Source organism: Brevibacillus sp. NPDC003359 (genome assembly GCF_042878995.1).
GTDB lineage: Bacteria > Bacillota > Bacilli > Brevibacillales > Brevibacillaceae > Brevibacillus.
The window spans coordinates 99,657-112,507 of record NZ_JBIAOR010000002.1 but is presented as its reverse complement, the minus strand read 5'-3'; the positions used below and the strand labels follow the sequence as shown (position 1 = coordinate 112,507).

The following is a 12,851-nucleotide window of genomic DNA, read 5'->3' as shown; positions in this document are numbered from 1 at the left end:
ACAGCTCGCGAGTTGGTAAACGAATCGGGTTCCATGCTACGATAGAAGGGAAAGCAAGTCCGCTGTACAAAGGTTGTTCAAAAAGGACGACTTTTTGAACATGTATAATAAGGAGTGACTCACTATGAAACTGTTGTCCATCGAACCGACGCCGAGTCCAAATGTCATGAAGCTGAATGTAGACGAGCGTTTGCCGGATGGGGTCCAACATGTCTATACAAAGAAAGATGCGAGTAAAGCACCAGAACTTATGAACAAACTCTTGGAGATTGAAGGGGTTACCTCCATTTTTCATACGGCAGATTTTCTCGCGCTGGAGCGAAAGTCCAATGCAGATTGGCAGCGTATTTTGACTTTCGCGCGCGAGGTTTTGCAAGCAGGTGGAGGAGCGGCTGTTCCTGACATGTCTGCGGAGGAAGCGGGGGCATTTGGAGAGGCGCAAGTGTACGTTCAAATGTTCCGCGGTGTTCCGATGCAGGTCAAAGTGACCATGGGAACAGAACAGATTCGTGCAGCGTTGCCAGAGCGTTTTGGACAGGCAGCCGTGCGTGCAGGCTCTGCTTCGCCCAACCTCATCATGGAGCGAAAATGGGTCGAGCATGGCGTGCGCTACGGCGATTTGCGCGAGATTGGCGAGGAGGTCGCATTGGAAGTCGATGCCTCCTATCCGGAGAGCCGTGTGGAAGAGATCGTGCAACAGGCCATGGCGCTTGGTCCCGGGGAAACTCCAGAGCCAGTCGTGCGTGAAAAGAAAGTCGTTACGCTGGAAATGCTCGATGACCCGGATTGGCAAAAAAGATATGAAGCGCTGGATCGAATGGAACCAGCGGAAGAGGATTTGCCTGTTTTGGAAAAAGCGCTTCGTGATGGCAAGCCGTCGATTCGCAGGCTGGCGGTAGTGTATCTGGGCATGATCGGTGGCGATGATGTTTTCCCGCTACTGTTTGAAGCACTCCGCGATGACTCCGTCTCTGTAAGACGCACAGCGGGGGATACCTTGTCTGACTTAGGCGACACACGTGCGATTCTACCGATGTGTGAAGCGTTGAAGGATAAAAACAAGCTAGTACGTTGGCGTGCTGCTCGCTACCTGTTTGAGGTGGGGGATGAAACCGCCTTGGACGCTTTGCGTGCCGCACAGAACGATCCCGAGTTCGAAGTCAGCTTGCAAGTCCAAATGGCCGTGCAACGCATTGAAAGTGGAGAGGCGGCTAGCGGTACCGTTTGGCAGCAAATGACTCGCCGAAACGATTAGGTCGCTGTTTCCAGTAACTTAAGAGTCCTCTATCAAGCAGATTAACTGCTATAGAGGGCTTTTTTGTCGTGGTTTCGCCTGCTGGATATATGGCGAATAGCGGGGCATACTGCTTCAAGAAGAGTGGTAAACAAGTTGGTTCATTAGGTAAAAATTGGTATGAGTCAGTATAAAAATAGACACAGTTCAATAATGGTTGACTTCCACCTTATCCATCCCTTAGACTAGGATAGGGTTTAGCTTATGTAATCAACATCGCTAGCGCGTAGGGGAGATTGTGTATGACAACCAATCACTATGACGTTGTTATTGTAGGTGCAGGACTTGCTGGACTTTCCAGCGCCGCCTACCTGTCGTCGAAAGGCAAAAAAGTTGCAGTTTTGGAACGCGGTCAATTGGGTGGACGTGCCGTTACACTGAAGATCAAAGGATTTAACTTCAACTTCGGTGCCCACGCCATTTATGCTCGCGACAGCTCCGTTTTGAGAACGTTTGAAAAAGAATTGGGTCTGAACATCGATTGGCAGGATTTCAATCCGACAAAAGCCAAGTACGATATTGGTAGCGATCTGACTGCAGTTCCGGCAAATGTACAAGGACTTTTCCAAACGAAGCTCTTAAAAGGCATGGACAAAGTATTGTTCACGTTTGAGATTTTGAAAACGATGCTAAAAATGGAGAAGGGCCATCCACATATGTCGATTCAAAAGTGGATGGAGAAAAAGCAAGTCAACGAAGAAGTGCGAGAAATGATGTTGACGCTTGCATCTTCCAACTTCTTCACGCGTGAGCCTGAAAAGATTCCTTCTGACGTTTTCTTTTCTTACTACAGCCGTTTGTTTACAACGAATAAACCGGTATCGTATATCGGTGGTGGCTGGCAAGCGCTGATCAATGAATTCGTGCGTGTGATTGAAGCAAATCAGGGTACGATTCTGATCAAAACAAAAGTAGAAAAGTTCCAAGTAGAGAATGATCGTGTGGTTGGAGTGGTGACACCGGAGGGTGAATTTACGGCGGATGAATTTATTTGCTGTATTCCGCCGAAGGAGATGGCGAAGGTCTTCGCGGAGACTCGCCTGGAACATGCGGTTGCCCAGCATGCTGAATACGAGCCAACGGTTGTTATGGTGTATGACATTGGCTTGAAAGAGCGTATTGACGTACCGTTCTCCTACATCTACGAAAAAGCAAACAATATTTTCATTACCGATATCTCGTATTATGACCGCACTTGTGTACCTGAAGGCGGGCAGTTGTTGCAGGCGACTGCTTACATGCGTCAGGACGAAGTAGGAAACAAGGAAGCGGCCGAAATCCGCAAACAAGAGATTGAAAACCTGTACGACAAGCATTTCCCAGGCTGGCGTGAGCAACTGGTTGTGCCGCGCGTTTCTGCTCGTGCGATCGTACAGGAGATCAAGTGGACCATGAATCAGAAGCCAATGCCAATTTTCATGCCGGATTACCGCAACCTGTTTTTCGCGGGTGACTGGTGTGAAGGACAAGGCCAGCTGTCTGAGCTGTCTTTCTCTAGCGCGATGAACGTTGCCAAACTGATTTTGGAAAAAGAATAAGTCAATCACAAGCGGGTGTTCCTTGGCAAAAGGAATGCCTGCTTGTTTTTTCTCATTCAACGTTTCAAAGAAAAAAGCCCGCCAATGGAGCTGGCAGGCCAAATGGATTACGCTTTCTGACTATATACTTGGTAAACGAGGTTGCCCATTTGCGCCATGACGTTGGCAGCATCCTTTTGTTCGAGTCCCTTGTTTAAAATGGACAAGGTGACAGCATGAGAACCGATGTAAAGGATACCAACATCATGCGTGATTTTGGTCACAGAGCCAGTCTTGTTGGCGAATTCCCATTTCGGAATCATCCCGATGACATCACCGTCTGGGTCAGGCAAAAGGAAGGGAATGCGGTCACGGTGCTGCTGAGTCTTCAAGATGGCGACCATTTTCAAGCAGCTGTCGTAGGAGATCACTTTTCCTGTTGCCAAGCATCGGAGGTGACTTCCCATGTCTTTTGCCGTCACCTCATTGTAGCCTTCCAATTCGGCTGGGATGACCATGAGCTTGTTGTAGAAGTGACTGTTTGTCATTTCTGTTTTTTGCATCGTGTTGCGAATGCTCTCTGTTCCGACGAGATCAATCATCATGTTCGTTGCCGTATTGTCACTTTGGATGATCATCAGGGTAACCAGGTCGCGAATCGTAAATTCAGTGCCGGGAGTCATATGCTGAAGAACACCTGCACCGCCAACGAGATCCTCTGCACATAGCTTGATCTTGTCTTCTAAGGCAAACTTGCCTGCGTACGCCTCTGCAAAAACGGCTGTCATGATTGGGACTTTGATCACACTGGCTGCATAAAAGCGTTGATCTTCGTTGATGGATAATGTTTCACCGGTTTGCAAATCTTCCAAAAAGATTCCCCATTCCCCTCCAGCATCCTTTGTCAGATTGGATATTTGGGCAAAAAGACTGGATAACATGTAGACCCATCTCCTTTTGTTTCGATGTAGACAAAATTTTCTCAAGATAATATTATTTAGTCATGCTCCTAACAATCAAGAAGAATTATTCCTAAGATGGGGGTTTTGCTGTGCATAAGTGGAAGAAACTATCATTTTGTGCCGTTCTGTTAACCAGTTTAGCGTTCGCTGGTTGTGGAACACCGCAAGCAAGCACAACGGGGGAGACGACAGGTGCGAAGCAGGAGCAGAGTAGCGCCCCCCAAGCGATGCAGGTCAACCTGAATTCTGGTGAGCCAAGCACAATCGACCCTGGACTGGCAGAAGATATCCCTTCGATGTCTGTTGCCCGTGCAGCATTTGATGGCCTCCTGCGCTTGAATGAAAAAGGCGAGCTGAAAGAGGCGGTCGCAGAGAAGTACGAGGTTTCCGCTGATGGTCTCACGTATACCTTCCATCTGCGGGAGTCCAAATGGACCAATGGAGATCCGGTTACCGCTCATGACTTCGAGTACGCATGGAAACGGGTTCTCGACCCGAAAACCGCTTCCGGATACGCGTACCAGATGTACTATTTGAAAAATGGGCAAGCCTTTAACGCCAACAAGGCAAAGGCCGAAGATGTCGGCGTGAAGGCAACAGACGACAAGACACTGGTTGTTACGCTTGAAAACCCGGCACCGTTTTTTCCGGAACTGGTTGCGTCTGTCACCTATTTCCCGGTCAACAAAAAAGCGGTTGAGGGTAACAAAGAGTGGTCTTCTAAGCCAGAGACGTACATTACAAACGGACCATTCAGCTTGAAAAATTGGGAGCACAAATCAAAGATCGAATTCGAGAAGAACGACTCCTACTGGGATAAGGACGCTGTCAAATTGTCCAAGCTGACCTTGAACATGATCGAGGATGCGAATACGGAGTTGTCGATGTTTGAAAAAGGTGACCTGGATTGGGCAGGCTCACCACTGGGCGATTTGCCACTGGATGCGCTGGATGCTCTGAAAGAATCCGGAAAGATGCAATCACAGGCGACAGCGGGTACGTACTGGTACATTTTCAACACGACGCAAAAGCCGTTTGACAACAAAAAGATTCGTCAGGCATTTGCTACGGCAGTCAATCGCAAGGAAATCTCCGATAATGTCGTACCGTACAAGAGTACGCCTGCGACGGGTATTCTCCCGCCAACCATGGCACTCACACCAGAGGGCTACATCAAAGATGGCGATGTAGAGACCGCGAAGAAGCTCTTGGCAGAAGGTATGAAAGAAGCGGGTATTACTGAGTTGCCGCCAATCACGATTGCATACAATACGTCAGAGGTCAATTCGCGTATTGCGACAGTCATTCAGGATCAATGGCGCAAAGCATTTGGCATCGAAGTGAAACTGGTCAATAAAGAGAACAAGGTTCACCGTGAAGACATGAAGCAAGGGAACTTCACAATCGGCCGTGGTAGCTGGATTGGCGATTTCAACGATCCGATCAACTTCCTGGAAGTCTTCAAGGGTGGACTGAATACATCCAAATGGGAAAACAAGGAGTTCCTCGATTTGCTCGCGCAGTCTGCCAAAGAAGGGGATGTAGCGAAGCGTAAGGAAATCCTCAAGAATGCTGAACAAATCATGGATGAAATGCCTGCGTTGCCAATCTACTATTTCACCTATGCATGGGTGAAGCAGGATAGCGTAAAAGATGTAGTAGTAGATGCACTCGGGTTTATCGACTTCAAGTACGCTTCCAATCAAAAGTAATCATGAATCTATGAGGGAGTGACTGGTGTGCGTCCGATCATTGGTGTGGCATGTACGAAAATGTATTTTCCGAAGAACGATCTCGACCAGTTTTTCTATGTAGGTTCAGGCTATGTGAACGGAATTGCCCGCAGTGGTGGTACTCCACTGATCTTGCCACTGCTGACAATTCAGGATGCTCCGTTTCGTGAGATGATCGAATCGCTGGACGGCTTGATTTTGTCCGGTGGTGAAGATCCTGCGCCGCATTTGTACGGCGAAGACCCCCTGCAAGGGCTGGGCGATATCAATTATGAAAGAGACATCACAGAGCTTGAGATTATCAAGATTGCCCTGGAGCTGAAAAAGCCGATTCTGGGCATTTGTCGCGGGATGCAAATTTTGAATGTGGCGTGTGGCGGCACCCTCATTCAAGATATCCCGAGCCAAGTACAAGGTGCATTACAGCATGCACAGAAGGGTTCCCGACAATACGGGGCGCACAAGATTACGCTGCAACCTGGCTTTGTAGCGGATGCCCTTGGAAAGACAGAGGTGCTCGTGAACACCTCTCACCATCAAGCGGTCAAAGACATAGCACCGGGCTTCAAAGTCACAGGATGCTCGGCTGACGGTGTGATTGAGGCGATGGAAAGTCTCGACGGGCTACATGTAGGCGTACAGTGGCATCCAGAACGGATGTGGGCACACGACGACGACATGTTAAAGATAGCCGAGGCATTTGTTGCCCGGGTAAAGCAGCAGAAGCTGCAAGCGGCGAAATAGCATAGAAAAGAGAGAAACCGTTCTGGGATTGCCCGGAGCGGTTTTTTGCATACAGGAGGGCGGCAACTTGCGCATTCTGGTCATTTCTCCGAAGCAGCTACCGATTCCCCCGATAACGGGAGGCTCTGTCGAATCAGGTATGCGAAAGGTTCGATTGTTGTCCAAAAAAAGCTCCATGTCCCGATTCACTGGCATGTGGTGAAACAAGGATAAAAGACTGCTAGAATCGAATTTCACTGAGAGGATGTATTTCCGCGAGGTGAGTTTTTGAGTTGATGGCACAACATTAAGTGACCAGGAAGCGAAAGAGTTTTACATGAAAAAGATCGCATTCTTAAAAGCTCATCAGTATAAACTGAACGCTTTTGAGATCAAAAAGTTTAGATACGAAGATGGGCACACCGCCTTACTTGAAATGAAGCTTGAAGTTGAGCTGGGTGGACAAAGATTGGAATATGCTGAGATAGTACATATATGGGAAGGAAAGGTATGGATTATGGGGGAGGAGGAAGATCCGTTTACAAAGTATCGGGATGGGAGAATGAATTTTGACATTCCGGTAGTCCCTTCAAAATGAGGATAGAGGTGAGAGAAATGTTAAAGGTCGGAGATTCGGCGCCCGTCTTTACAGCGGAGAGCACGAAAGGAACCATTGATCTGAAAGCACACATCGGACATGAACATATCGTCCTCATCTTTTATCCGGGAGATGATACCCCGATTTGTACGAAGCAGCTGTGTGCGGTGCAGGATCACTACACGAAAATCGAACAGGCAAATACAGTCGTTTTTGGCGTCAATCCAGGTGGCATGGATAAGAAACGCTCGTTTGCTGATAAGTTCCATTATGAATTTCCATTGATCGTGGACGAAGACGATTCCATTCGAAAAGCATATGATGTCGGAAAGGTTCTTGGATTGTTTTTCCAGCAACGCATCGTGTACATCATAGGTAAAAACGGAAGAATCATCTATGCCAAAAAAGGAAATCCTCCAGTGTCTGAGCTGATGCAGGTCATCGAAAGCCAAGCTTAGGACGTTCTTGCTTGCGTCAATGGAACAAAAAAGGGATAATAGAAATGAGAATGTATGTTTGGTGGGTATCCCTATGAAAAAAATTCTTCACTTGGATATTGACGCATTTTTCGCGAGTGTAGAGCAGTTAGATCGTCCCGAATTGCGGGGGAAGCCGGTCATTGTCGGTGGAACTGGCAATCGCGGTGTTGTATCGACCTGCAGCTACGAGGCACGAAAATATGGTGTTCGATCCGCAATGCCTGTAGCCATGGCGAGAAAAAAATGTCCGCAAGGTTTTTATTTGCCTGTCCGCTATAGCCGTTATATCGAAAAATCTGCTGAAGTCAGACAAGTATTTACTTCTTATACAGAGCGCTATCAAACAGTAGGGCTAGACGAGGCTTATTTAGACTTGTCGCATTATGAGAATGCGGTTCCCATCGCCCGCGATATTAAGAGGCGAATTAAACGGGAGACCGGACTTACTTGCAGCATCGGACTTTCCTACAATATGTCGTTGGCTAAGATTGCCAGTGATTTGAAAAAGCCGGATGCCTTTGTGATCATTCGACCTGAGCAGGCTTTGGATGTGCTGCGGTTGCTGCCGATTGGCACCTTGCATGGAGTCGGCAAAAAGTCACAAGAGCTGCTTGCAAAGAAGGGCATTGAGACGGTAGAGGATTTTTGGCGGCTTTCACTGGATGAGGCCACCACATTATTTGGGAAGTTCGGTCGTTCCCTTTATTATCGGGCGAGAGGCGAAGACAATCGCGAAATCGAAATGGATCGAGCGCCGAAATCAATGAGTCGCGAAACGACATTGCCCTTTGATTTGTTTGACAGGGATGCGATTACTCCGATTGCCACCTCACTTTTGCGTGAGGTCGAAGAGGACATCCGCGAAGAAGGGGTCGAGCCCCAAACGATTACGCTAAAAATCAAGTACGCGGACTTTACCCAGCGGACCAAGCAGCACAAGGCGGTGGCCGGGGCCAACTGGCAGGAGTTGTTGGACGATTTGCTCGACGCCTTTGACTATACAGCAGGCGTTCGATTGGTGGGCGTAGGCTTTTCGAATTTTGCGGAGCAGCAAGGGGAGCGGTACGAACAGCTCTCGATGTTTTCGTGGAAGCTAGGGAAGTAAGGGAGGGAGAGCAGTGGAGACAGAGAATGCCTATCATTGCTGTGCGACCTGTATTCATTTTCGCGTGGAGAAAAATACGGGGAGAGTCAGCTATCGATGTTCTCGCCTTACCTACGAGACACGTCCTGACTATCGCTTCCAATGCTGGACCCCGACAGAGAAGGTCAAGCGACTGATGGAAGCTCGTAATAGCCAACCATAGCTACAAAAAGATGCACCCCCTTCGTCATAATCGACAGAGGGGATGCCTTTTCTATTCATTTGTCAGGTCGAGGACCATCACTTCCTCCGGACCATCCATTTCGCCATTTGAGGTAAAGCCGAACGACTCATACAGCTTGCGAGCGAACTCGTTTTCAGGATGAATACTCAAGTGAATGCACGTACAGCTGTAACGTCTGGACATTTCTTCGACCAGCATGCGCAGGAACTTTTTGGCGTAGCCCTTGCCCTGATGACCAGTATCAATCATAAAGCGATCCAGCCAAATTCGGCCATTCTCTACATCGATTCCATGCATGGCATAACCGACAGCGATGTCGTTGTCATACAGACCGCATGATATCCATTCCGGTTCAAATCCTGATTGGGCGATGGAAAAAGCGTTGCTCTCGATGAAGGAGTGTTGACCTTCCGTTACAGTCAAGCAGGCAATTTGGCGCCAGTTTTCCTTCGTTATTTCACGAATAGACAAGCTCAAAATTTCATCTCGGTTTCATTGGTGGTGAAACGGGAGGCTTTGCTTGCTTTCAACTGGACGAACAGCAGAATGCTAAAACCAAGGATAGACGCTGCCACGATTAGGAGGGCAGAGGATACGGGCAGCAAATCCGTCAGAATCCCCCCAGCCAATGGACCTGCAACCATGCCGATCCCATGAAACATGTTGAAGAGAGAATAGGCAGTCCCATATGCGCCGCTGCCTCCCTGGTCGATAATGGCTCCCAACGTAGCCAAGGTTGGGGATAAAGTAAAGCCAATACTAGCTCCGACAAGGGCCATCGCGAGCATTGCCTGCCAAAGGGAGTCCGCCCACGCCAAAAATGGCAGAAAGACAGCCAGCGTGATGATTCCGCCAAACATGAGTTTATACGGATTCATGCGGCTGGAAAGTGAGCCGGCAACTGGGGCGATCAATCCATAGGCGAGTGTCATGACCCCAAACAAAAGACCAATCGTTGTCGGCGTCATGCTGAGCTTCTCTGTAAAAAATACGGGCAGAGTCGGTTCTAGCAAACAAAGGGAAACCTCAGCCAACAGGACGATTCCAGCGATAAAGATGACTTGCGGATTGCGGATGAATCCACCGACATGAAGCTTTTCACTGACGGTTCTCGTCGCGTCTTCCTTCAAGAACAAGTAGACCAGCACAATGTTAATTACGGTAAAGGCTGCTGCTGCCAGGAATGGCATGCGATGGTCACTGATTTCAAATAACCATCCTCCAATCGGCGCTCCAAGCAACGTACCGGTCGAAATCGCCGTCAAGGCTATTCCCATAACAGCTCCGCGCATTTTGGACGGGAACAAATCCGCCAAGAGGGCAAGGGCAGTTGGCCATGTGGCCGCCGCAGCAATACCTTGAACGAAGCGAGCAGTAATCAACAAGGCCATCGTCTCAGAAAAAGCAAACAATAACGTGGAAGCGGCGAGACCGAGCAAGCCGATCAAAAGCATGGTCCGTCTGCCGACCCGATCGGATATCGGCCCGAAAATGGGGGTGGCAATGAGCATGGCGACGGCATAGCTGCTAAACAGCACGCCCATCATCGTGGAGGAGGGTTGCAATGTTTCCGTAAAATAAGGAACAATCGGAATCAACAAGCTGTACAGCAGCATGTCGATGAAAAGGATCAGGATGACAAACAAGAGTCCTGTACGCTGTTGTTTGGTCATTTGCGTAAAAATTGACATGATAGAACACCTCTTAACTATAAAAACTATTTTTGTTTTATTGGTTTTCTTGCAAAAAACGATTCCGTGGTCTTCCAACGTTACTGGAACGACCACGATTCATTTATTACCTTTTATCTGCTGGTACCAATCCAAACAAGAGGACATCTACAATAGCGGAAAGCGCCTCAGAGACTGTAATCTGGTTTTTCATGTAAAAACGCTGGTCGAGTGTGGAATTCAGAGCATCGACAATCACCTTCAGCATCAGCGTGACGTTCATATTGACGATGAGTCCTTCTCGAATCCCTTGCTCGATAAGTACACGAAGTGTCTGCCAATCCTCGGATAAAGAAGCTTCGACATGGGCATATTGCTCAGGATAATATCGCTTCATCTGCTCGAGGATGCGCAAATCATAAAATTCATAGTGTGTTGGTAAAACCATCATGACGCCTTTGATTTTATCGATAAGAGAGAGACTCTCGTCTGCGAGAATTTGCTGTGTTTTTTCATCGCCCTCTTCAAAGGATTGCCGAATGATTGTTTCCAGAATTTCCACCTTGGACGAGAAGTGCTCGTATAGCGTGCGTTTGCTGATCCCGAGCCGCTTCACCAAATCATCCATAGAAAATTTCATGCCTTTATCGCGAATCTCTTCAATAAAACCTTTCATGATCCGGTTTTTAATAGCAATCGACCCCCAGCCAAAACAGCGTAAAGGAAAACTGTAAAAACAAAAACAGTTTTCTTGGTAACATCATTTTACACAGGATTACAGAGCAAGGCAAGCGATGATCATGCTTTTTGTTTTGCAACCAAGTGGTCGATTATGGTATAGTAGGTGCCGAAATCGCGGTTGATTGCTTCACATCATTTGGAGGTGCCCCGTGTTTTTAGAAAAGCTGATGCCTAGTCAGTTCGTCGAATCAATCCACCACATTGACATAGATCAATTGAAACGAAATAACATCCGTGCGGTGATTACAGATTTGGATAATACCTTGGTGGAATGGGACAGGCCACATGCAACTCAGGAGGTCATCAATTGGCTTGCTCGCTTGGATGAGGCAGGTATACAGGTCACTGTTGTATCCAACAACAACAAGGAGCGTGTAGACCGCTTCTGTTCACCACTCGACCTCGGATTTATTTGTGCGGCCAAAAAGCCGACGAACCGTGCCTTTTTGCAGGCAGTGCGGCAGATGAATGTAACCATCGCTGAGACTGTTGTCATTGGCGATCAATTGTTTACCGATGTGCTGGGGGGGAATCGATTGGGATTTCATACGATCCTGGTTGTTCCTGTGGCCCAGACGGATGGTTTTTGGACGCGCTTTAATCGTCAGATGGAGCGTGTGGCCCTTATTTGGATGGAGAGGAAAGGAATGGTTTCGTGGAGGAGAAAAGCATGACGGAACAAACGCATGGCTCTTGTGCTGGATGTGGGATTACCATTCAGATTGCAGACGCGAAAAAGCCTGGCTATGCACCTGAATCCGCGCTTGGCAGAAAGGTAGTCATTTGCCAGCGTTGTTATCGCATCAAGCATTATAATGAAGTTGCTCCCGTAGGAATGGGCGATGACGACTTCCTTAAGATTTTGGACGGCATCGGCTCTACGCAGGCGCTTGTTGTGATGGTTGTCGATATTTTTGATTTCCAAGGCTCCTGGCTCAAAGGGTTGCCGCGCTTTGTCGGGAAAAACCCGATCTTGCTCGTAGGTAACAAGGTTGATCTGCTGCCAAAAAATATCAATCTAAACCGTGTACGCAACTGGATGCAGCACGAAGCGAAGGAACGCGGATTGCGCCCGGAGGATGTCGTGCTCATCAGCGCACAAAAAGGACTTCATATCGATGAACTGTTGAATCGTATTGGAGAGCTGCGCAAAGGCCGAGATGTGTACATTGTCGGTGTGACCAACGTAGGAAAGTCAACCATGATCAACCGCATCTTGCATGACTACGGTGCGGCTGAGCTGGAGATTACCACATCGCCATTCCCAGGTACGACGCTGGACAAAATCGAGATTCCACTCGAGGACGGCCGCTCCATTTTCGATACGCCAGGAATTATCAATCGCGATCAGATCGGACACATGGTATCCCCGACTGACCTCCGAAAGATTACACCGACCAGCCGTATCAACTCCAAGGTTTATCAGCTTGACGATGGTCAATCACTCTTTTTGGGTGGCCTAGCTCGTATCGACTTTGTACGCGGAGAGAGACAGCCGTTAATCGTCTATGCGGATAACGACCTGTACATTCATCGGACGAAGCTGGAAAAAGCGGATGAAGTGATGGAAAAGCATCACGGAACCTTGCTGGTACCACCAACAGGCGAGGAAGCTGCGAAGGCACTTCCGCCATTTGTGAAGCACAGTTTCAAAATCAACAAGTCCACCATGACGACTGACATCGTAATTTCCGGTTTGGGCTGGGTCAGCATCCAAGGAAAACACGAAGCGAGTGTTGTCGTGCATGCACCTAAAGGCGTAAGTGTTGGGATGCGCAAAGGGCTGATCTAGCGTAAGCAATAAAA

General features: G+C 48.2%; 15 protein-coding genes. 11 read left to right on the top strand and 4 right to left on the bottom strand.

Annotated features, from left to right (window positions below):
* Positions 1 to 124: 124 nt before the first annotated feature.
* Positions 125 to 1,255, top strand: coding sequence for a virulence factor (locus tag ACFYU8_RS10080; RefSeq protein ID WP_390297705.1), 1,131 nt, complete (start codon positions 125 to 127; stop codon positions 1,253 to 1,255).
* 281 nt (positions 1,256 to 1,536) lie between these two features.
* Complete coding sequence (locus ACFYU8_RS10075) at positions 1,537 to 2,832, top strand: phytoene desaturase family protein (RefSeq protein ID WP_106841189.1); 1,296 nt, start codon at positions 1,537 to 1,539, stop codon at positions 2,830 to 2,832.
* A 107-nt stretch (positions 2,833 to 2,939) separates the two neighbouring features.
* On the opposite strand, the gene ACFYU8_RS10070 is transcribed toward ACFYU8_RS10075, so the two are convergent.
* Positions 2,940 to 3,752, bottom strand: a complete 813-nt coding sequence (locus ACFYU8_RS10070) for a serine hydrolase (RefSeq protein WP_390297701.1) — start codon at positions 3,750 to 3,752, stop codon at positions 2,940 to 2,942.
* Positions 3,753 to 3,862: 110 nt separating this feature from the next.
* Here ACFYU8_RS10070 and ACFYU8_RS10065 point away from each other — a divergent pair, with 110 nt between their 5' ends.
* The 7 genes from ACFYU8_RS10065 (at position 3,863) to ACFYU8_RS10035 (ending at position 8,613) form a co-directional block, all read left to right on the top strand.
* Positions 3,863 to 5,485, top strand: a complete 1,623-nt coding sequence (locus ACFYU8_RS10065; protein WP_390297698.1) for a peptide ABC transporter substrate-binding protein — start codon at positions 3,863 to 3,865, stop codon at positions 5,483 to 5,485.
* Positions 5,486 to 5,512: 27 nt separating this feature from the next.
* The gene (locus tag ACFYU8_RS10060) at positions 5,513 to 6,250 is read left to right on the top strand and encodes a gamma-glutamyl-gamma-aminobutyrate hydrolase family protein (protein ID WP_390297695.1); all 738 of its coding nucleotides are present in this window, start codon (positions 5,513 to 5,515) and stop codon (positions 6,248 to 6,250) included.
* Positions 6,251 to 6,317: 67 nt separating this feature from the next.
* On the top strand, positions 6,318 to 6,452 hold the full coding sequence (locus ACFYU8_RS10055; RefSeq protein ID WP_390297692.1) for a hypothetical protein: 135 nt from the start codon (positions 6,318 to 6,320) through the stop codon (positions 6,450 to 6,452).
* A 114-nt stretch (positions 6,453 to 6,566) separates the two neighbouring features.
* Positions 6,567 to 6,827 carry a hypothetical protein gene (locus ACFYU8_RS10050; protein WP_390297689.1) on the top strand — a complete coding sequence of 87 codons (261 nt, stop codon included), beginning with the start codon at positions 6,567 to 6,569 and terminating at the stop codon, positions 6,825 to 6,827.
* Positions 6,828 to 6,844: 17 nt separating this feature from the next.
* Complete coding sequence (locus tag ACFYU8_RS10045) at positions 6,845 to 7,285, top strand: peroxiredoxin (RefSeq protein ID WP_390298598.1); 441 nt, start codon at positions 6,845 to 6,847, stop codon at positions 7,283 to 7,285.
* A 73-nt stretch (positions 7,286 to 7,358) separates the two neighbouring features.
* Complete coding sequence (locus ACFYU8_RS10040) at positions 7,359 to 8,411, top strand: DNA polymerase IV (RefSeq protein ID WP_390297686.1); 1,053 nt, start codon at positions 7,359 to 7,361, stop codon at positions 8,409 to 8,411.
* Between the two features lie 13 nt (positions 8,412 to 8,424).
* Positions 8,425 to 8,613 (top strand): hypothetical protein, encoded by a 189-nt coding sequence (locus ACFYU8_RS10035; RefSeq protein WP_390297683.1) that lies wholly within the window; start codon positions 8,425 to 8,427, stop codon positions 8,611 to 8,613.
* Between the two features lie 51 nt (positions 8,614 to 8,664).
* On the opposite strand, the gene ACFYU8_RS10030 is transcribed toward ACFYU8_RS10035, so the two are convergent.
* The 3 genes from ACFYU8_RS10030 to ACFYU8_RS10020 form a co-directional block, all read right to left on the bottom strand.
* Positions 8,665 to 9,111: a GNAT family N-acetyltransferase gene (locus ACFYU8_RS10030; RefSeq protein WP_390297680.1), complete on the bottom strand. Its 447-nt coding sequence runs from the start codon at positions 9,109 to 9,111 to the stop codon at positions 8,665 to 8,667.
* Entirely contained in the window at positions 9,108 to 10,325 is a 1,218-nt protein-coding gene (locus ACFYU8_RS10025) for an MFS transporter (protein WP_390297677.1), read from the bottom strand. The genes ACFYU8_RS10030 and ACFYU8_RS10025 overlap by 4 nt, the downstream gene beginning before the upstream one ends.
* 106 nt (positions 10,326 to 10,431) lie before the next feature.
* Positions 10,432 to 10,980 (bottom strand): TetR/AcrR family transcriptional regulator, encoded by a 549-nt coding sequence (locus ACFYU8_RS10020; RefSeq protein WP_390297674.1) that lies wholly within the window; start codon positions 10,978 to 10,980, stop codon positions 10,432 to 10,434.
* A gap of 214 nt (positions 10,981 to 11,194) precedes the next feature.
* Here ACFYU8_RS10020 and ACFYU8_RS10015 point away from each other — a divergent pair, with 214 nt between their 5' ends.
* Positions 11,195 to 11,719, top strand: a complete 525-nt coding sequence (locus ACFYU8_RS10015) for a YqeG family HAD IIIA-type phosphatase (RefSeq protein ID WP_106841199.1) — start codon at positions 11,195 to 11,197, stop codon at positions 11,717 to 11,719.
* Complete coding sequence (yqeH, locus tag ACFYU8_RS10010) at positions 11,716 to 12,837, top strand: ribosome biogenesis GTPase YqeH (protein WP_390297671.1); 1,122 nt, start codon at positions 11,716 to 11,718, stop codon at positions 12,835 to 12,837. Before ACFYU8_RS10015 ends, yqeH begins: the two co-directional genes overlap by 4 nt.
* Positions 12,838 to 12,851 lie beyond the last annotated feature (14 nt).